The sequence below is a fragment of the Robiginitalea sp. genome (genome assembly GCF_982776155.1).
Genome location: NZ_CEXZKX010000002.1, coordinates 1 through 17,766, shown reverse-complemented (window position 1 = coordinate 17,766; position 17,766 = coordinate 1). Strand labels below are relative to the sequence as shown.

At 59.5% G+C, this 17,766-nt stretch carries 18 protein-coding genes and 1 pseudogene; 12 read left to right on the top strand and 7 right to left on the bottom strand.

Annotated elements, in window-relative coordinates; translation table 11 throughout:
- Window positions 1-188 precede the first annotated feature (188 nt).
- Window positions 189-1,346: a homogentisate 1,2-dioxygenase gene (locus AC3DKS_RS03615; RefSeq protein WP_272607650.1), complete on the top strand. Its 1,158-nt coding sequence runs from the start codon at window positions 189-191 to the stop codon at window positions 1,344-1,346.
- Window positions 1,347-1,354: 8 nt separating this feature from the next.
- Here AC3DKS_RS03615 and hutG read toward each other — a convergent pair whose 3' ends face one another.
- The 4 genes from hutG to hutH are packed head-to-tail and all read right to left on the bottom strand — an operon-like array spanning window position 1,355 to window position 7,346.
- Window positions 1,355-2,323 carry a formimidoylglutamase gene (gene hutG, locus AC3DKS_RS03610; protein ID WP_272607649.1) on the bottom strand — a complete coding sequence of 323 codons (969 nt, stop codon included), beginning with the start codon at window positions 2,321-2,323 and terminating at the stop codon, window positions 1,355-1,357.
- 13 nt (window positions 2,324-2,336) lie between these two features.
- Window positions 2,337-4,364: a urocanate hydratase gene (gene hutU / locus AC3DKS_RS03605; protein WP_430930921.1), complete on the bottom strand. Its 2,028-nt coding sequence runs from the start codon at window positions 4,362-4,364 to the stop codon at window positions 2,337-2,339.
- 49 nt (window positions 4,365-4,413) lie between these two features.
- Window positions 4,414-5,766, bottom strand: coding sequence for an imidazolonepropionase (gene hutI / locus AC3DKS_RS03600; protein WP_272640695.1), 1,353 nt, complete (start codon window positions 5,764-5,766; stop codon window positions 4,414-4,416).
- Window positions 5,766-7,346, bottom strand: coding sequence for a histidine ammonia-lyase (hutH, locus tag AC3DKS_RS03595; protein WP_272607647.1), 1,581 nt, complete (start codon window positions 7,344-7,346; stop codon window positions 5,766-5,768). Before hutH ends, hutI begins: the two co-directional genes overlap by 1 nt.
- An 82-nt stretch (window positions 7,347-7,428) precedes the next feature.
- Between hutH and AC3DKS_RS03590 the strand changes: the two genes are divergently transcribed.
- Both AC3DKS_RS03590 and AC3DKS_RS03585 read left to right on the top strand, forming a co-directional pair.
- Window positions 7,429-8,328, top strand: coding sequence for a LysR family transcriptional regulator (locus AC3DKS_RS03590; protein ID WP_272607646.1), 900 nt, complete (start codon window positions 7,429-7,431; stop codon window positions 8,326-8,328).
- A 53-nt stretch (window positions 8,329-8,381) separates the two neighbouring features.
- Entirely contained in the window at window positions 8,382-8,933 is a 552-nt protein-coding gene (locus AC3DKS_RS03585) for a nitroreductase family protein (RefSeq protein WP_272607645.1), read from the top strand.
- Between the two features lie 78 nt (window positions 8,934-9,011).
- Here AC3DKS_RS03585 and AC3DKS_RS03580 read toward each other — a convergent pair whose 3' ends face one another.
- The gene (locus tag AC3DKS_RS03580; RefSeq protein ID WP_041326871.1) at window positions 9,012-9,527 is read right to left on the bottom strand and encodes a DUF456 domain-containing protein; all 516 of its coding nucleotides are present in this window, start codon (window positions 9,525-9,527) and stop codon (window positions 9,012-9,014) included.
- 134 nt (window positions 9,528-9,661) lie between these two features.
- Here AC3DKS_RS03580 and AC3DKS_RS03575 point away from each other — a divergent pair, with 134 nt between their 5' ends.
- The 9 genes from AC3DKS_RS03575 to AC3DKS_RS03535 all read left to right on the top strand — a co-directional run bounded on the left by AC3DKS_RS03575 (window position 9,662) and on the right by AC3DKS_RS03535 (window position 16,336).
- Window positions 9,662-10,147, top strand: a complete 486-nt coding sequence (locus AC3DKS_RS03575; RefSeq protein WP_272607644.1) for a hypothetical protein — start codon at window positions 9,662-9,664, stop codon at window positions 10,145-10,147.
- Complete coding sequence (gene ruvC, locus AC3DKS_RS03570; protein ID WP_012813739.1) at window positions 10,140-10,706, top strand: crossover junction endodeoxyribonuclease RuvC; 567 nt, start codon at window positions 10,140-10,142, stop codon at window positions 10,704-10,706. The genes AC3DKS_RS03575 and ruvC overlap by 8 nt, the downstream gene beginning before the upstream one ends.
- Before the next feature lie 81 nt (window positions 10,707-10,787).
- Window positions 10,788-11,921, top strand: coding sequence for a radical SAM family heme chaperone HemW (gene hemW, locus AC3DKS_RS03565; RefSeq protein WP_272607643.1), 1,134 nt, complete (start codon window positions 10,788-10,790; stop codon window positions 11,919-11,921).
- Window positions 11,922-11,933: 12 nt separating this feature from the next.
- Complete coding sequence (locus AC3DKS_RS03560) at window positions 11,934-12,680, top strand: cyclase family protein (protein ID WP_272607642.1); 747 nt, start codon at window positions 11,934-11,936, stop codon at window positions 12,678-12,680.
- Window positions 12,677-13,045 (top strand): DUF4260 domain-containing protein, encoded by a 369-nt coding sequence (locus tag AC3DKS_RS03555; RefSeq protein WP_012813736.1) that lies wholly within the window; start codon window positions 12,677-12,679, stop codon window positions 13,043-13,045. Before AC3DKS_RS03560 ends, AC3DKS_RS03555 begins: the two co-directional genes overlap by 4 nt.
- Window positions 13,038-13,682, top strand: coding sequence for a DUF4230 domain-containing protein (locus AC3DKS_RS03550; protein WP_272607641.1), 645 nt, complete (start codon window positions 13,038-13,040; stop codon window positions 13,680-13,682). The genes AC3DKS_RS03555 and AC3DKS_RS03550 overlap by 8 nt, the downstream gene beginning before the upstream one ends.
- A gap of 16 nt (window positions 13,683-13,698) precedes the next feature.
- Window positions 13,699-14,118: a Dabb family protein gene (locus tag AC3DKS_RS03545; protein ID WP_272607640.1), complete on the top strand. Its 420-nt coding sequence runs from the start codon at window positions 13,699-13,701 to the stop codon at window positions 14,116-14,118.
- A gap of 11 nt (window positions 14,119-14,129) precedes the next feature.
- The gene (locus tag AC3DKS_RS03540) at window positions 14,130-14,489 is read left to right on the top strand and encodes an MmcQ/YjbR family DNA-binding protein (RefSeq protein WP_012813733.1); all 360 of its coding nucleotides are present in this window, start codon (window positions 14,130-14,132) and stop codon (window positions 14,487-14,489) included.
- Entirely contained in the window at window positions 14,486-16,336 is a 1,851-nt protein-coding gene (locus AC3DKS_RS03535) for a MutS-related protein (protein WP_272607639.1), read from the top strand. The genes AC3DKS_RS03540 and AC3DKS_RS03535 overlap by 4 nt, the downstream gene beginning before the upstream one ends.
- A gap of 35 nt (window positions 16,337-16,371) precedes the next feature.
- On the opposite strand, the gene AC3DKS_RS03530 is transcribed toward AC3DKS_RS03535, so the two are convergent.
- Window positions 16,372-17,472 (bottom strand): DUF4407 domain-containing protein, encoded by a 1,101-nt coding sequence (locus AC3DKS_RS03530; RefSeq protein ID WP_012813731.1) that lies wholly within the window; start codon window positions 17,470-17,472, stop codon window positions 16,372-16,374.
- Between the two features lie 110 nt (window positions 17,473-17,582).
- Window positions 17,583-17,766: pseudogene (locus AC3DKS_RS03525) on the bottom strand (hypothetical protein); the annotation flags it as partial.

The following is a 17,766-nucleotide window of genomic DNA, read 5'->3' as shown; positions in this document are numbered from 1 at the left end:
TTTTTTTGTTGGTATCCCCCGCCCGCCGCCCGCCCCGGGTTGCCGGACCCCTTCCCGGTTAAGTCCTCCCTGCCGGGTTGAAGGCCCCATCGCCGGGCCTCGGTTTTGCCCCCATCAAACAGAAAGGGCGGTTTTTGAATGGCCCCGAATTGTCGTATTTTTAAGGGTGAAACAAATGCGAGCACACCATGCCCTTATACCATAAACTGGGGAAGATTCCCCACAAACGCCACACGACCTTCCGGAAGGACGACGGCAGCCTGCATTACGAGCAGCTGTTCGGCACCATCGGCTTCGACGGGATGTCCTCCCTGTTGTACCACCTGCACCGCCCCACCCAGGTAAAATCCATCGATAAAACGCTGGATGTCGCCCCGCGGGCCGCCGTGTCGAAACACATCCAGTCGCGCCTGCTCAAAGGCCTGGAGCTGCCCCCTAAGGACGATTACCTGGACAGCCGCACGGTGGTCCTCTTTAACCGGGATGTCCACATCGGGCTGGCGGCCCCCAGGAACTCCCAAACCGGGTATTTTTACAAGAATGCCGATGCGGATGAGCTGTTGTTCGTCCACCAGGGTTCCGGGGTGCTGAAAACATTTCTCGGGGAAATCCCCTTTGAATACGGCGATTACCTGCTGATCCCCCGTGGGATGATCTACCAGATCCACTTTGACGGCCCGGATAACCGGCTGTTCACCGTGGAATCCTACCACCCGATCTACACGCCTAAACGCTATCGGAACTGGTTCGGGCAACACCTGGAGCACTCGCCGTACTGCGAACGGGATTTCAAACTGCCGCAGAACCTGCAAACCCACGACGAACAGGGGGAGTTCCTGATCAAGATCAAAAAGGAAGGGCAACTGCACCACCTGGTGTACGCCTCCCACCCTTTCGACGTTGTTGGCTGGGACGGGTACAACTATCCCTACGGGTTTTCAATCCACGATTTTGAACCGATCACGGGCCGGGTCCACCAACCCCCGCCCGTCCACCAGACCTTTGAGACGGGCGCTTTTGTGGTTTGCTCCTTTGTCCCCAGGTTGTACGACTACCACCCGGAATCCATCCCGGCCCCGTACAACCACTCCAACATCGATTCCGATGAGGTCCTGTACTATGTGGACGGGGATTTTATGAGCCGGAAAGGGATCGACCGGGGGTACATTTCCCTGCACCCGGCCGGAATTCCCCATGGCCCGCATCCGGGCACCTACGAAGCGAGTATCGGTAAAAAGGGTACGGAAGAACTGGCTGTGATGGTCGACACCTTCAAGCCGCTCCAACTCACCCAGGCGGCCCTGGACCTGGACGACGGCAAATACTATCAATCCTGGCTCGAGTAGCCGTCTGCCTAAAATAGTCCCGGAAAGTGCAGGATCCGGTGGATCAGGCTGCCGGCCAGCGCAACCGTCTGGCCGTCCTGGTCGTGTGCCGGGTTGAGTTCGGCGATATCCAGACCGATGAGTTTCCCGCTGTTGAGCACCACATCCAGCAGGGGCGCGATTTCCATAGGCGCGTACCCCATGGGGGAGGCCGCGCTCACCCCCGGCGCATAGGCGGATGAGAACCCGTCCAGGTCGATGGTCAGGTATACCGCATCCAGCGGTTTGAGGAATTTCCGCAGTGTCCTGCAATGCCCGGACAGCTGGTCCGGGGTCAGGCTTTCCCGTTCAATTGTGCACACGGAAAATTCTCTGGCACGGTCCCAGAGTACCTGGGGGTTGGCATCCCGCCGCACACCGATGCAGGCGTAGTGAAAATCCAGGCCCTCCTGCTGGCAGGTTCGGGCCACCTGGAAGAACGGGCTTCCCGAATGCGGCGCATCCCCGGGGGAGCGCAGGTCAAAGTGCGCATCGAAGTTTACAATGCCCAGGTGCTTTCTGGGGCCCAGGTGGTTCCGGATTCCCTTGTAGTGGGCAAAGGCGATATCGTGGCCCCCGCCAATTCCCATGGGCAGGTATCCCGCTTCCAATAGTTTTGAAACTCCCTCGGCATAGGCGGCCTGGGCGCCTTCGAGATTGTCGTCTTCCAGGCGGATGTCCCCGGCGTCGGCCAAATGCCCGGGCGCCCCTACCTGCCAGGGGTATTTTCCCAGGCCTTTCCGCAAGGCCCGCGGTCCCTCGGCAGCCCCGGGGCGCCCCAGGTTGCGACGGACCCCTTCATCGCAGGCGTAGCCAAACAGGGCCGGGATGCGTTCTTCCGTACGGGCCAGGGAGCCCCGGAGGTCCAGGGCGCGCACATTTTCGTGCAGGTAGGCCCGGCTCGTCGATTCGCGCCCGGTGTAAAGGGCAGGCTCACACAGGTGGTACAGTGCATTCATCCAAAGGGAATTTTCAGAAAAGGTCGTTTAAAATTGCCTCATCCACAAGTTGCGGCAGACGTACCGAAAGGCCCGGGCTCCGCCCGATTTCCCGATTGAGGGCCTGCATGGCCTCCGGGTTGCGGGCCCAGCTGCGGCGCGCAATGCCGTTGTTCACGTCAAAAAACAACATATTGGCCAATCGCCTCTCCGCCGCCGGCGTACCGTCCAGGACCAGGCCGAAGCCCCCGTTGACCACTTCGCCCCAGCCCACGCCGCCCCCGTTGTGGATGGATACCCAGGTGGCCCCGCGGAAGGAATCCCCGATGACGTTGTGGATGGCCATATCGGCGGTAAACCGGCTGCCGTCGTAGATATTGCTGGTTTCCCGGAACGGACTGTCGGTTCCGCTCACATCGTGGTGGTCGCGGCCCAGGACCACAGGGGCCTGCAGGCGTCCGTCGGCAATCGCTTCGTTAAATGCCCGGGCTATGGCTATCCGGCCTTCGGCATCTGCATAGAGGATCCGCGCCTGGGATCCGACCACGAGCGCATTTTCCTCCGCCCGGGAGATCCAGCGAATGTTATCCCGCAGTTGGCCGCGGATCGATTCCGGGGCGTCCTGCAACTGGGCTTCCATGACCTCCCGGGCTATCTGGTCGGTAATTCTCAGGTCTTCCGGGTTGCCCGAGGTACAGACCCAGCGGAAGGGGCCGAAACCGAAATCGAAACACAAGGGCCCCAGGATATCCTGCACGTAGGAGGGGTAGCGGAACTCCTTTCCGTCCGCCCCCTGGATGTCTGCCCCGGCCCGGTAGGCTTCCAGGAGGAAGGCATTTCCGTAATCGAAGAAATAAGTGCCCTTTTGGGTGTGTCGGTTGATGGCTGTCACATGCCGCCTCAGGGATTCGCGAACTTTTTCCCGGAATTTTTCGGGCTCTTCGGCCATCATCCGGTTGGCTGCCTCAAAGGACATCCCGGCCGGGTAATACCCCCCGGCCCAGGGATTGTGCAGGGAGGTCTGGTCGCTGCCCAGGGTTACCGGGATATCTTCGTCCGCAAAGCGCTCCCACACGTCCACCACATTCCCCAGGTAGGCCAGGGACACTACCTCCCGGCCTGCAATAGCCTGTCGGGTACGCGCCGCCAGGGCATCCAGTTCTTCGAGGAGCTCGTCCACCCATCCCTGTTGATGCCGCTTTCGCGCCGCTGCCGGGTTGACCTCCGCGCATACGGTGACGCACCCGGCGATATTCCCCGCCTTGGGCTGTGCCCCGCTCATCCCCCCGAGGCCGGCAGTCAAAAACACGCGCCCTGCAAAATCCGTTGCTTCGGGCAAGACCCGCCGAAAGGCATTCAGGACGGTGATCGTGGTTCCGTGGACGATCCCCTGCGGCCCGATGTACATATAGGAGCCGGCCGTCATCTGGCCGTATTGGGTCACCCCCAGGGCATTGAAGCGCTCCCAGTCGTCCGGACGGGAATAATTCGGGATCATCATCCCATTGGTGACCACCACGCGCGGGGCGTCGGGAGAGGATGGGAACAGGCCCATCGGGTGGCCGGAGTACATGTGCAGTGTTTGGGCCTCGGTCATTTCCGAGAGGTATTGCATGGTGAGCAGGTATTGCGCCCAGTTCTGGAATACGGCCCCGTTGCCCCCGTAGGTGATCAGCTCGTCCGGGTGCTGGGCCACCTCCGGGTCCAGGTTGTTCTGGATCATCAGCATGATGGCTGCCGCTTCCGGGATTTTAGCGGGATAGGCATCGATGGGCCGGGCCACCATCCGGTATTCCGGTCGGAAGCGGTACATGTAGATGCGGCCGTATTGCCGCAATTCCCCGGCGAATTCCGGGGCGAGTTCCGCGTGCCATTCCGATGGGAAGTAGCGCAGCGCATTCCGCAGGGCGAGCTTCTTTTCCTCCGGGTCCAGGATGTCTTTCCGGACGGGGGCATGGGGAACCTCCGGGTTTCTTTCCCGCGGTGGCGGCAGGGTATCCGGGATACCGGCCCGGATGGCCTTCTGGAAATCCGTCATCGTATTCGGGGTATTTGTCTTCATGGGAATGCTGTAATTTTTTGTCGTCTTCTAAATTGAATTGGCAAAGGCTCTAATTTTTGCCATTCGAGTTCGGGATGCGCCGGCCGCTTTTCCATACGGCGGAAGGCCTGAGCCGTCCCTGGTGATAGAGGATTTCGTTGTAGTGGTCCGTGTCAAAGAGGACGAAGTCGGCGAGCATCCCCGGGGCAAGCGCCCCGCGGTCGTCCAGGCCCAGGGCTGCGGCCGCCCGGAAGGTAATCCCGGCAAAAATTTCGGCGTGGGAGATCTTCTCGGCGGGCCCGAGCAGTGCCGCTTGGGTAAGCAGGTCGCCCATGGGGGCCGAACCCGGGTTGTAGTCGCTGGCGATGGCCAGCGCGGCTCCTGCATCCAGCAGTGCCCGTGCCGGGGTGTACCCGCAGCCCAGTCCCAGGGTGGCACCGGGGAGGGCCGTGGCCACCACGTCGCTTTTGGCCAGGGCGGCAATCTCGGCCGGGCCGCTGGCCTCCAGGTGGTCGGCACTCCGCGCGCCGCATCGGATGGCAACCTCACTGCCCCCGGTCGTGAACTGGTCCGCGTGAATGGTGATGTCGTAACCGAGGCGACGAGCCGTTTCCAGGTAGGGCAGGATCTGGTCCGGGGAAAACGCGCTTTGTTCCACAAAGGCATCCACCCGCCGGGCGAGTCCTTCTTTCAGCAGTACGGGCAGTAATTCCTCGGCGATCTGCTCCAGGTATTCCCCGGCCGAACCGTCAAAATCCCGGGGCATACTGTGCGCCGCCAGGCAGGTCGGGATGATATCTTGGGAAACGTCTGCAGCGGTTTCGGCAATGACGCGGAGCATCTTGAGTTCTTCTTCTACCGACAGCCCGTAACCGCTTTTGACTTCCAGGGTGGTGATGCCGTCTGATGCGAAACGCCGGCACCGATCCCTGAGCAAATTGCGAAGCTGTTCCGGAGTGGCTTTGCGCGTGGCGGTTACCGTATCCCAGATTCCACCCCCGGCTTCGGCGATTTCCAGGTAGGAACGCCCGCTGTTGCGCAAGGCGTAATCCCGGGCACGGCTGCCGGCAAAGCAACTGTGCGTATGGGCATCGACAAGCCCGGGCAGGGCCACCTGGTTCCCGGGAAGCCGGGTGATAGTAGCCCGCATCCGCCGCGCCTCCTGTTCCATCTGGTCAAAAGGCCCGATAGCCCGGACCCGGCTGCCTTCCATCAGGATCCCCGCCCGTTCCAGTACGGTCAGGGAAGTGTCCGGCAAGGCACCCTTGAGGGGAAGCCCGCTCATCGGGAGCAGCTGTGCAAAGGGCCCGACCAGGTGCAGGACGGGTTGCCCCCCTTGCCCATGCCCTTCGGCATCCGGGCCCGCATGGGTTTCCGGGTTTGCTTTCGATTGTGTTTTTCGATCCATTTTGTTCTGTTCCATCAATAGGTTTCAAATAGTTCGTCGTAATCGGTTTTCAGGCTGAGGGCTTTTTTCCGGGACACCGTATCGAGGAGCCGGATCAGTGCCCCGGACCGGATCAGTTCCAGCCCGGCCTCTATATCCGTGGCAAAAACCCGGTCCGCCTCGGCAAAAGAGACCCGGGTGCGTACCAGGCCGTGGACTTTCTCCAGGAACCAACCGGATTTCAGGGGTTTCCGGTACTCGAAGGCCTGGGCGGCCGTGAGCAGCTCCACAGCCTGGATCTTTTCGACGTTTTCGAGCACCTGCAGGGCTTTCCGGCCGCTGATAGACCCCATGCTCACGTGGTCTTCCTGCCCCATGGAGGTGGGGATGCTGTCTGCACTGGCCGGGAAGCAGAGGCTTTTGTTTTCACTGGCCAGGGCGGCCGAGGTGTATTGCAGCATCATATAGCCCGAGTTCAGCCCGGTATCCTTCATCAGCAACTTGGGCAGGTCCGTTTGGTTGCCCTCCAGGGCGAGGTAGATCCTTCTGTCCGAAATATTCCCGATCTCCGAGGCAGCCAGGCAGGCGTAATCCAGGGCCATCGCCAGGGGCTGCCCGTGGAAATTGCCCCCGCTGATGGAGAGTTCCTCGTCAATGACCACCGGGTTGTCGGTCACCGAGTTCAGTTCGGTTTCAAGGAGTTCTTTCAGGTGGAGCCAGGCGGTCCGGGAGGCGCCGTGTACCTGCGGGATACAACGGAGGGAATAGGGGTCCTGTACGCGTTCGCAGTCAATGTGGTCCTCGAGGATTTCGGAGCCTTTCAGCAGGTTGCGTACCCGGTGGGCGACGTGTCGCGTGCCGGGGTAGGGCCGTAGCTTGTGCAATTCCTCGTGGAAAGGCCTGAGGGAGCCCTGCAACCCCTCGAGCATCATGGCGCCGATAATGTCGGCCTGGGAGAGGCATTGCTGCATTTTTTCCACTACGCTCACCCCATGGGCGGCGATAAACTGGGTGCCATTGATCAGGGCGAGTCCTTCCTTGGGCCCGAGTTCCAGGGGGTCCATCCCGAATTTCCCCAATACCTCCGCAGTATCCCGCACCTCTCCCTGGTAGGTAACCCGGCCCAGCCCGATAAGCGGCAGGAAGAGGTGGGCCAGGGGCGCCAGGTCGCCGGAAGCGCCTACCGAGCCCTGGGAGGGGACCACCGGGGTTACCTCGTTTTCGATATGCCAGAGGATGCGCTTCAGGGTGGTCTCAGCGACGCCGGAATGCCCCATGGAAAGGGCGTGCAATTTCAGGATCAACATCAGTCGGGCGATCTCGTCCCGGATGGGGTCGCCAACCCCCACGCTGTGGCTTTTCAGGATATTCACCTGCAGGAGGCTCGTCTGGTCTGCCGAGATTCGGGTGGTACACAAGGGGCCGAAACCCGTATTGATGCCGTAAACGGGTTCCCCTTTGGCCACGATCCGGGCCACGGCCTCCCGGTTGGCGCGGACCCGTTCCAGGACAGGTTCGGTGAGTTGGCCCGCGAGGGTCCCCCGGGCAATTCCGAGGGCTTTCCCCACCGTCAGCCGATCGGCTCCGTAGTCAAAGGATGGTGTCTTCAAGCTCATTGTTGCGGTTTTCGTTGCGGAAATTAAAAATACGCATTAGGTTTGATAATTGTTGATGCGAATTTTATAATAATTGATGCCTATGAGTAATCAAATTGAGTTGCGGCACCTGCGGTATTTTATGGCGGTTGCAGACCTGCTGAATTTTCACCGGGCAGCGGAACGCCTGGACATTACACAGCCCGGTCTCAGCCGGCAGATCCAGCAACTCGAATACCACCTGGGGACCCAATTGCTCCTTCGCAACCGGAGGGAAGTCCGGCTTACACCGGCGGGGGCCTACCTGCAGGAGCAGCTGATCCCCCAGCTCAACCGGTTGGAGAATATTTTCGGGCAAGCCCGCCTGATAGGCCGAGGGCAGGCCGGGGAGATCCGCATTGGTTTCCTGGGCTCTGCCATGCAGGAAGTTATCCCCCGCCTGCTCCTGGAACTCGATAGCCGCTATCCGGATATCCGTACGAGCCTGGAGGAACTCTCCAACCAGGCCCAGGTCCGCGCCCTGCTCCAGGAACGGCTCGACCTGGGCTTTGTACGCCTCTCCGACCTGCCCCCCGACCTGGAGGGCTGCCCGGTTATCCGGGAGACCTTTTCGCTGGTGGTGCCCGAAGACCACCCCTTCCGCGGCAAATCCCTGGGATCCATCCGGGATTTTGCCGGGGAATCCTTTATTTTATTTACCCCGGAATACAGTCCGGATTACTACCGGACCGTGCTGAGCATCTGCGAGGATGCCGGCTTCCATCCGCAGGTTTCCCACAAATCTGTCCATGCCCATACGATTTTTAAACTGGTAGCCGCCGGCCTGGGGGTAGCCATCGTCCCCACTTCCCTGCAGCACGGCTTCCAGCTGAAGGTCCGCTTTTTGGAACTGTCCGGCATCCGGCAACGCGCCGTACTGACAGCGGTCTGGAACCGGGCCCACCACAGCAACGCCCTGCAGCATTGCATCGAACACCTCAGGGGTAGTTCGCCCGAGCCATAGGCCGGCTGCCGGCAGACCCGTGCAAAGTGTTATTTTTGTCGAAAATTCAACAAATGATCGAAGACCTGATCCGCCGACGCCGTTCCATTTTCCCCGACCAGTACAACGACCAGCCCATCGACCGGGCTACCCTGTTTCGTGTGCTGGAAGCTGCTAATTGGGCGCCTACCCACAAACGGACCGAACCCTGGCGTTTTAAAGTAGTCACCGGGGAGAAGCGGGAAGCCCTTGGGGCTTTCCTGCGCGACAAGTACCTGGATTTAGATCCGTCCCCCAAGGAGTTCAAGGCGAAGAAGCTCTACCACAACCCGCAAAGCGCGGCAGCGATTATTGCCATTTGCATGCAGCGCGACCCGGAGGAGCGGCTGCCCGAATGGGAAGAAGTGGCCGCCACGGCCATGGCCGTCCAGAACATGTGGCTGGTGTGCACCGAATTGGGGATCGGGTCCTATTGGAGTTCCCCGGGGCTGATCCGCCATATGGGCGAATTCTTTGACCTGGCGGAAGGGGAACGCTGCCTGGGCTTTTTCTATATGGGGTATTACGACGAGGCACCTCCGGAGGGCACGCGCAGCCCGCTGGACGAAAAAATCAGTTGGGAATAAGCGTAATCCGGGCGTAGGAACCCTTGCCGGGCCACCCCGGTTTCGATTGGACCTGCCAGAAGGCAGTCCGGGGTAGGGCTAATCAAACCACGGGAATAATCCACTTCGGTAATCCCACGCTTTGGACAGGAAAAGGCCAAAGTAGATGATGCTGACCAGAAACTTGAGGAACGTCCCGGTGAGGAAGCCCACAAACGAGCCAAAAGCAGCTTTCAGGGCGGTCTGGCTATTGGATTTGTTGATCAATTCCCCCACAACGGCGCCCAGAAATGGCCAGATGATGATGCCTGCGATTCCCAGAACCGGGAAGATGATCGCCACGAGCAGGCCTACGGTGGTCCCGATCATCCCGGCACGGCTTCCCCCGAAACGTTTGGTACCCATGGCGGGGATCCAGTAATCCAGGCCTACCACCACCACGGCCACGGCCGCGGTGATCCCGAGAAACCACCAGTTGTCCGGTACGGCCGAAGTCAGCGTCAGGAGCAGCAACCCCACCCAACTGATGGGCGGGCCGGGGAGGACCGGCAGGAAACTGCCCAGGACTCCCAAAATCATACATAGCAAGCCAAAAAAGATCAAAACAAGGTCCATAAGGCGATGAATTTAAAGCGGTCCGGCCGCACCGAGGCAGGAGCTCTACGCAACCACATAAGACGTAAGGCAAAGATAGATGTTACGGGGAATTACTAATAAAATCGTAATTTCCCCCCTAGTAAAATTGGGGAATGAACCATCGCGTACTTTGCGGTATACTGCTGGCCGGTTGCCTCAGCGCCTGCAACCTGTTTGAGTCGCGGGAGCAACGGACCCAAAAACTGGTGGACGCGGAGATTCAGACCATCAACTTCAACGAAGTAGACCAGTTTCCGTTGTTTGACGATTGCCAGGAAACCGAGGACAAGGCAGTGCAGCGCCGCTGTTTTGAAGAGACTTTGCTGATGCACCTTTCCATGACCCTGCAAAATTTTGAATTCCGGTCACAAGCCTCCCTGAAAGATACGCTGCACATCGATTTTAAGGTGGATGCCCAGGGGGTAATTTCGATCACTTCGGTGGAACAACACCCGGCGATTGTGGAAGCGAACCCGGAATTTGAGCGAATTGTAACCGGAAGCCTGCGGAGCCTGCCGCGACTGCAACCCGCACTCAAGCGAGGGATCCCGGTGGCCACGAGGTTCCGGCTCCCCTTAGTCCTGCAAACCGATGAGTAAACTGACAGCATCCGAAACCATTATCCTGGGTATCGACCCGGGGACCACCATCATGGGCTTTGGCATTATACGCGTGCAGGGCAAACAAATGGAATTCGTCCAGATGAACGAGCTTATCCTGCGCAAGTACGACGACCCGTTCACCAAGCTAAAACTCATCTTCGACCGCACCCTGGAACTTATCGACACCTACCACCCGGACGAAATTGCCATCGAGGCGCCCTTTTACGGCAAGAACGTCCAGTCCATGCTGAAACTCGGCCGGGCCCAGGGGGTGGCCATGGCTGCCGGGCTTTCCCGACAAGTCCCGATTACGGAATACCTCCCCAAAAAGATCAAAATGGCCATCACCGGCAACGGGAATGCCAGCAAGGAGCAGGTGGCCCGGATGCTGCAGTCCCTGCTGGAGCTCAAATCCCTGCCCAAAAACCTGGACAGCACGGACGGCCTGGCAGCGGCTGTCTGCCACTTCTACAACCAGGGCAAGCCCACGGGGGCGAAGTCCTATTCGGGATGGGAGGCCTTTGTCAAACAGAATACCGGCCGGACGTCGGAGTGACACCCGGATTGCCCCCCGTATGGGAATTGGCAAAAGCCGTACCTTTAACCCACCACACACCCAGCTCCCGACCCGCTGCTCATGTCCGGAATCTACCTCCATATCCCATTTTGCAAGCAGGCTTGCCACTACTGCGATTTTCATTTTTCGACCACCCTCAAACACAAACAGGGGTTGCTGGAAGCCATGGAGCTGGAGATGGAGCAGCGACGGGACGAACTCGGCGGGCAGCCGGCAGAGACCCTGTATTTCGGGGGCGGCACTCCGTCCCTGCTCACCGGGGCGGAAATCGGGCAACTGATCCGCCGGGCAGCTGCGTGCTTTGGCCTGGCTGCGGATGCGGAGATTACCCTGGAGGCCAACCCGGACGATTTGCCTCCCGGCCGGTTGGAAGAACTGGCCCTAAGCCCGGTGAACCGTTTGAGCATCGGCATCCAGAGCTTTCACGAAACCGAACTGCGCTGGATGAACCGGGCCCACTCGGCCGGTGAAGCGCTGGAGTGCCTGGAGCACGCGGCCGCCCGGTTTGCGAATTACTCCATCGACCTGATCTACGGCATTTCTGGCAGCCGCCCGGATGACTGGAAGCGAACCCTGGAGGTGGCCCTCGGTTTCGACCCCCCGCATATTTCGGCCTATGCGCTTACGGTGGAACCCGACACCGCCCTGGCCCGCTTTATCGATAAAGGGGTGACCCCCGGGGTGGACGACCACCGTGCCCGGGAAGATTTCTCCCACCTGGTGGAAACGTTGCAGCAGGCCGGTTACGACCATTACGAGATCTCGAATTTCGGGAAGCCCGGGTTCCACTCCCGGAATAACACCGCTTACTGGCAGGGGAAATCCTACGTGGGAATCGGGCCTTCCGCCCATTCCTTCGACGGGGGAAACCGCCGCTGGAATGTGGCCTCCAACCTGAAATACCTCCGGGCCGTAACGGAAGGGAAAACCTATTGGGAGGCGGAGCAACTCAGCACCCGGGACCGGTACAACGAAGCGGTAATGACCGGCCTCCGCACCCAATGGGGGGTCTCCGAGAACCGCGTGGGCAGCGAGTTTGGCCCGCGATATGCGGAATATCTCCGCCAACAGGCCGCCCCCTACCTGGAAAAAGGCTTGCTGGCATCCCGGTCGGGCCACCTGGTAGCCACGGAAGCCGGCAAATTTCTCGTGGACGGGATTGCCAGTGATTTATTTATGATTAATTTGAAGTGATTTCACAGTAACATGCAGACCCGACTTGAAAAGAACGGCACCACCTACCTGGCCGATTTAAGTGCCCCAACCGACCTGTCCATCCCCGTAAGCGCCAACGGGATAACCGCCTGGGGCGTTCCCGGGGCCACCCTGGAACCCCATGGCCAACCCGGCTTCACTGGGAGCGTCGCCACAGGCGCCTCCGTGAATTTTTACGATATCACCTTCAACCCCCACGCCCACGGCACGCATACCGAGTGTATGGGCCACATCACCGAGCGGCCGTATTCGGTGAATACCATCCCCCCCGCGCCCTGGATGGAAGCCCGCCTGGTGAGTATTGAACCGGAGCCAGCCGGGAAAGGAGCACACGTTTCCCTGGGGCAATTGCGGGAAGCCCTGGGGACCCCTTCCTGCGAAGCAGTCGTGATCCGGACCTACCCAAACCCGCCCTCCAAACGAGGCCGGAGCTGGTCCGGGTCCAACCCGCCCTATCTGGACCCTAAGGCGTCCGCCTGGCTTGCAGCGGAGGGGGTACTCCACCTGCTCATCGACCTGCCTTCCGTGGACCCGGAGGAGGACGGTGGGGCGCTGGCTGCCCATACCGCTTTTTGGGGGCTGCCCGGGAACCCGCGCCCGGCGGCTACCATTACGGAGCTTATCTTTGTGCCGGACTCCCTGGCGGACGGCCGGTACCTGCTCAACCTGCAGGTGGCAGCCATCGAGAACGACGCGAGCCCCAGCCGGCCCCTGCTGTTTAAACTCAAGGAATTATGAAGCGCGTATTGCAACTGGAAGAAATTTTGCTTTTTGCCGGGGGAATTTTCCTTTTTGCCCAATTGCCCTTTGCCTGGTGGTGGTTTCCGCTGCTGATCCTTACGCCGGATATCGGGATGGTCGGTTACCTCGCCGGGCCGGTTACCGGGGCCTGGACGTACAACCTGTTCCACCACCGGGGCTTTGCCTTTGCCATTTGGGTAGCGGGCATGCTCCTGGCGCTCCCCCTGCTGCAGCTGGCGGGCATCATCCTGTTCAGTCATGTCGCCATGGACCGGATCTTCGGGTACGGCCTGAAGCATACCCGGGGGTTTCAGTACACCCACCTGGGGGAAATCGGAAAAAATGCAAAACGGCATGCTTGAATTATTCCTCGGGCTCCTGTTGGGGGCCATGATCATGTACTGGTTTTACGCCCTGTTTACCAGGAAAAGGCGCAAAGACCAGACCGAGCACCAGTCTACCGTGATCCTGGAAAAGATCCGCTCGGTCTGCAAGCTCATTTCGGTAGAGGGGGATTTCGCTGAGATCTACCGGTACGAGAACCGGCGGGAGCACTTCGGGAACCTTTTCAGCAGCAAGAAAAAGGCGCTGATTGTGGTACACGCGAAAGCACACATCGGATACGACTTCAAGAAACTGGAAATCACTTCCGACCCAAAACGGAAAACGGTTTATTTAAAGCATTTCCCGCAGCCCGAAATCCTTTCCATAGAGCCGGAACTGGAATTTTACGATATCCGCAACGGGATATTCAACGCATTCACGCCCGAGGATATGACGGCCCTCAACCGGGAGGCCAAAGCGCAGATCCGCGAGAAGATTCCCGAGAGCGGACTGATGGATTCCGCCCGGCACGAAGCGATTGAGGCCATCCTTGTAATGGAAAAAATTGTGGAAACCATCGGTTGGAAGCTTAACTTTGAAGCACTGGAGCTCGGGAAGGAGCCCCGGATGCTCCCCCGGGTGTATACTTCCGGGAACGACCAAAAGGATACCTGAATAAAACCATACATAAATGAACATCAGAAAAATTCTCTTTATCACCGGGGCCGCCCTGCTACTCTTGCCGGGCGCGCTGTCCGCCCAAAACGACACCGACATGAAGACTTTTGACCCTGCTTTTGCCCATACCGTCTATTTCTGGCTGCACAACCCGGACAGGCAGGAAGACCGACAGGCATTCGAAGCCTCCCTGAAGAAGTTCCTTTCCCGCTCCGCCTACGCCAAAACGAATTTTATCGGCACGCCGCCCCAGGCGAGCCGGGATGTGGTGGACGGGTCGTTTACCTATTCGCTGATCGTTACCTTTGAATCTGCCGAGGCCCAGGCCGCCTACCAGGCGGAACAGCCGCACCTCGATTTTATTTCCGAGTCCGAGCACCTCTGGAAAAAGGTGATCGTTTACGATTCCACTGGGATCCCGATGAACGATTAGTAGTCCGGGGGATGCACATAGAGGAATTCCGGGAATATTGCCTGGCCAAAAAGGGTGTTACCGAAGGTTTTCCGTTCGGGCAGGACGTACTGGTCTTTAAGGTCATGGGGAAGATGTTTGCCCTGACCGGCCTGGATCGGCACCCGCCCCAGGCCAACCTGAAAGCCGACCCCGAACGCATCCCGGGGCTTCGGGAGGAATACGACGGACGCATCCTGCCCGGGTACCACATGAATAAAGACCACTGGAATACCGTGATGTTGCAGGGGCTTCCCGCAGACCTGCTCAGGGAACTCATCGACCATTCCTACGAGCTCATTGTTGCATCGCTTCCCGCGAAATCCCGGAAGGAATGGGAGGCGCTGCCATGACGACCCCCCGAGAGGCATATGCCGCCCGGCTTAAAGGGCTACGGGAGGAGCGCGAGGCGATTTCCCGGCGGTTGCACCTCACCGCCCTGTTTCGCGTTTTATCGTTTTTGGGTGCGGGCGGCGCCCTCTACCTGGCAGCCGCCTCGCATGGGGCATTTGCCGCAGTATCGCTCGTGTTGCTGGCGCTATTTGGCTGGCTGGTGGGCCGGAATGAAGACCTGAAATACCAAAGGCGAAAACGCGACGAACTCATCCGCCTGAACGAAACCGAAACCCGGGTCCTGGACCTGGATTATGAAGACCTGCCCGAGGGTACGGGGTACCGGGATCCGGGGCACGCCTTCAGCGAGGATCTGGACCTGTTCGGGCCCGGGTCCTTTTTTCAGTATGCCAACCGCTGTGGCCTTTTGCCGGGGGCCGAACGACTGGCCAAATGGCTGACCGACAATGATACCGGGTCGGTCAGGGAAAAGCAGGAAGCCATACGCGAACTGGCGCCACAGGTTAACTGGAGGCAGGAGTACTACGCGGTGGCGCGGATTTCCGACAAGGGTGCCACCGTCCATTCCGCGCTGGACTGGCTGGAAGGATACGGTCCCTTTACCCGGCCTACCTACCGCTATGCCCCCTACCTTTTTGGCCTGGTATCCCTGGGTCTGCTTGGCGCATTCCTGGCGGGATGGGTGACGCCCTGGGCGGTTGGAGGGGTTTTCCTCTCGGGGCTGGTGATCGCGGGGTACTTTGCAAAGCGCGTCGGGAAACTGGCAGCCGATGCCTCTCGGGTACAGGATGTTTTTGAAGGATATGCCCGGCTGGTTGCACACGTGGAAGACCGGGAATTTTCAAGCGAAATGCTTTGCCGGGAACAGGGGAAACTCCGGAAGGACGGCGAGGCCGTATCCGTCCTGCTGAAGCGGTTTTCCCGCCACCTGTCGGCCCTGGACCAGCGAAACAACCTCCTGGTGGCCTTGTTGGGGAACGGATTTTTGCTCTGGGACCTGCTCAAGTCACGGGCCGTGGAAGCCTGGATCACCGCACACGGTAGCCAGGTACGTCATTGGTTTGGCGGCATAGCCGCGCTGGATGCCTGGTGCAGCCTGGGCAATTTTGCCTTCAACCACCCGGATTACACGTATCCGGGGCTGGAAGTTGCCGCGTATGTCGGAGACAGCGGACAGCCGGTCTCCCTCGGCGGTAACGCCGACCGCCCCTTTGTTGTAGCAGCCAGCGGCCTGGCCCATCCGCTATTGCCACCGGGGAACCGCGTGGCGAATGATTTTGAAATCCGGGAAGGCGGGTTCTTCGTGATTACGGGGGCCAATATGGCTGGGAAGAGTACGTTTTTAAGGACGCTTTCCCTTTCCCTGGTGATGGCAAATTGCGGTTTGCCCGTCTGCGCAACTTCTTTCAGCTATACGCCCCTCCCGTTGATTAGCAGTATGCGCACTTCCGATTCCCTGGCGCGGAGCGAATCCTATTTTTTTGCGGAACTCAAACGGCTGCAGTTCTTGATTGCGGCCCTGGAAGAGCGGCCCAGTTTTGTGGTCCTGGATGAAATCCTGAAAGGTACCAACAGCACGGACAAGGCCAAAGGCTCCCGGCTTTTTCTGGGTCGGCTTGTCCGCATGGGCGCCACGGGGGTCATCGCCACCCACGACCTGAGCCTTTGCCAGGTGGCGGACACGGAACCCCGGGTGGAAAACTGGCATTTTGATGCGGAAATCCGGCAGGGCGAACTCCATTTTGATTACCGGTTGAAGCCCGGGGTTTGCCACTCCATGAATGCCTCCTTTCTGCTCAGGAAGATGGGGATTGTGGAGGACCCGGAGGGCAAGCAGCCTTCGTGAATTGGAAATTCGGGAGGCCCGTTTCGGGCCGGGCTTTATAGATGCCTGGACTGCAATTCGTGGAACTTATCGGCCTGCAACCGCAGGAGTTGCTCGGCCTTTTCCTTTTTATAGGCGTACACGGCCTCCTCATCGGCAATTTCCCCGTAGATGCGCTCGTTGAGGAGCCGGTCCGTATCGGCCAGTTTGAAGCGCTGGTCCACTTTTTGTTTTACCCAGGCGGAAACGGTGGTTTCCTCATCCTCGAGCTTCATATCGTACGGCCCTTTCGGAGTCATCAGTTTTACCAGGATGGGAGCCGTCTCAATAGAGAGGAAAAGCAGGAATATAAAAAAGGAAGGAAACCAGGGGAGCTCCCCCAGGGCGTCGATCCGGGCCATCAGCCCGTCAAACCCGTCGATGACGGATTGCGATCCTTCTACCGCCTGGGCGTATCCGCTCTCAAGGGTTGCGATTTCCGATTCGATGGCCGTGATTTTGGCCGTATTCGTCTCCCGGAGGTCCGCCAGTTCGGCCAGGGAGGCATCGTGTTTTTCGCGCTTTTCCGCATAGACAGGCCCTTTGCCCACCAATAGCGTCCCTTCCCGTCCTTCGGCCTCGGCGATGTAGGTGTTGTACAACGCATCCGTGGCGGCTTCCTTGTCTGCAATTTCCTGTTTCAGGCCGGCGATTTCCGCCTGCTTTTCGGCGATGGCCGGGTTGTACTGCTGGGCGATCTGCTCCTGGTTGGCCAGGGTCAGGTCGTTTTTTCGCTCCAGGAGCACCTGGTTGATTTCCTTTTCAAAGATTTTCAATTCCAGGGGCTTGGAAATCACCACGGCGATGATCACCGCCAGGACAATCCGCGGGCTGGCCTGCAGGAGTTCCTTCCCAAAATGGTCCCGTTTCCGCATGGTCGAGACGATATAGCGGTCCAGGTTGAAGATGAGCAGGCCCCAGACCAGCCCAAACGGGATGGCCGCCCAGACGGAATCAAAAACCGTATACAGCGCATAGCCGGCTGCGAGGAATGCCATTAAGGCGGTGAAAAAAATGGTGGCGCCGATCCCGGCGTATTTATTCTGTTCCCCCTGGGAGCAGGTACCGAGTAATTCCCGGTCTGCCCCGGAGCAAATAATGAAGAAGCTGCGTATCATATCAGTGTTCAGGGTTTGGTATGTACACAAGAACGCAGCTTGCCGGCTTTTTGGTGCCCGTTTTGGAGGAATTTAACAATGCGGGGGCGTTACCCTATCCCACGAGCGCATCACTCCGCCAGGTAAACCTGGGGGGTCCCCCCATCGGAATTGCGCACCTGGATCCGATTGACCTCCCCGGCCCGGAATAATTCAAGGGCTTTTTCGGAAGGAATGGCTTGGTTGCGGTAGAAGAAGTCGGCTCCCTGCGAGGCCAGTTCCCGCAAGTGCTCTTCGGGGTCCGGCGGAGGAGGG

What these genes read in the sequence shown, in the direction of transcription:
- AC3DKS_RS03615 (WP_272607650.1), top strand. Translation starts at nt 189, where the DNA reads ATGCCCTTATACCATAAACTGGGGAAGATTCCCCACAAACGCCACACG.
- hutG (WP_272607649.1), bottom strand. Translation starts at nt 2,323, where the DNA reads ATGAATGCACTGTACCACCTGTGTGAGCCTGCCCTTTACACCGGGCGC.
- hutU (WP_430930921.1), bottom strand. Translation starts at nt 4,364, where the DNA reads ATGAAGACAAATACCCCGAATACGATGACGGATTTCCAGAAGGCCATC.
- hutI (WP_272640695.1), bottom strand. Translation starts at nt 5,766, where the DNA reads ATGGAACAGAACAAAATGGATCGAAAAACACAATCGAAAGCAAACCCG.
- hutH (WP_272607647.1), bottom strand. Translation starts at nt 7,346, where the DNA reads ATGAGCTTGAAGACACCATCCTTTGACTACGGAGCCGATCGGCTGACG.
- AC3DKS_RS03590 (WP_272607646.1), top strand. Translation starts at nt 7,429, where the DNA reads ATGAGTAATCAAATTGAGTTGCGGCACCTGCGGTATTTTATGGCGGTT.
- AC3DKS_RS03585 (WP_272607645.1), top strand. Translation starts at nt 8,382, where the DNA reads ATGATCGAAGACCTGATCCGCCGACGCCGTTCCATTTTCCCCGACCAG.
- AC3DKS_RS03580 (WP_041326871.1), bottom strand. Translation starts at nt 9,527, where the DNA reads ATGGACCTTGTTTTGATCTTTTTTGGCTTGCTATGTATGATTTTGGGA.
- AC3DKS_RS03575 (WP_272607644.1), top strand. Translation starts at nt 9,662, where the DNA reads ATGAACCATCGCGTACTTTGCGGTATACTGCTGGCCGGTTGCCTCAGC.
- ruvC (WP_012813739.1), top strand. Translation starts at nt 10,140, where the DNA reads ATGAGTAAACTGACAGCATCCGAAACCATTATCCTGGGTATCGACCCG.
- hemW (WP_272607643.1), top strand. Translation starts at nt 10,788, where the DNA reads ATGTCCGGAATCTACCTCCATATCCCATTTTGCAAGCAGGCTTGCCAC.
- AC3DKS_RS03560 (WP_272607642.1), top strand. Translation starts at nt 11,934, where the DNA reads ATGCAGACCCGACTTGAAAAGAACGGCACCACCTACCTGGCCGATTTA.
- AC3DKS_RS03555 (WP_012813736.1), top strand. Translation starts at nt 12,677, where the DNA reads ATGAAGCGCGTATTGCAACTGGAAGAAATTTTGCTTTTTGCCGGGGGA.
- AC3DKS_RS03550 (WP_272607641.1), top strand. Translation starts at nt 13,038, where the DNA reads ATGCTTGAATTATTCCTCGGGCTCCTGTTGGGGGCCATGATCATGTAC.
- AC3DKS_RS03545 (WP_272607640.1), top strand. Translation starts at nt 13,699, where the DNA reads ATGAACATCAGAAAAATTCTCTTTATCACCGGGGCCGCCCTGCTACTC.
- AC3DKS_RS03540 (WP_012813733.1), top strand. Translation starts at nt 14,130, where the DNA reads ATGCACATAGAGGAATTCCGGGAATATTGCCTGGCCAAAAAGGGTGTT.
- AC3DKS_RS03535 (WP_272607639.1), top strand. Translation starts at nt 14,486, where the DNA reads ATGACGACCCCCCGAGAGGCATATGCCGCCCGGCTTAAAGGGCTACGG.
- AC3DKS_RS03530 (WP_012813731.1), bottom strand. Translation starts at nt 17,472, where the DNA reads ATGATACGCAGCTTCTTCATTATTTGCTCCGGGGCAGACCGGGAATTA.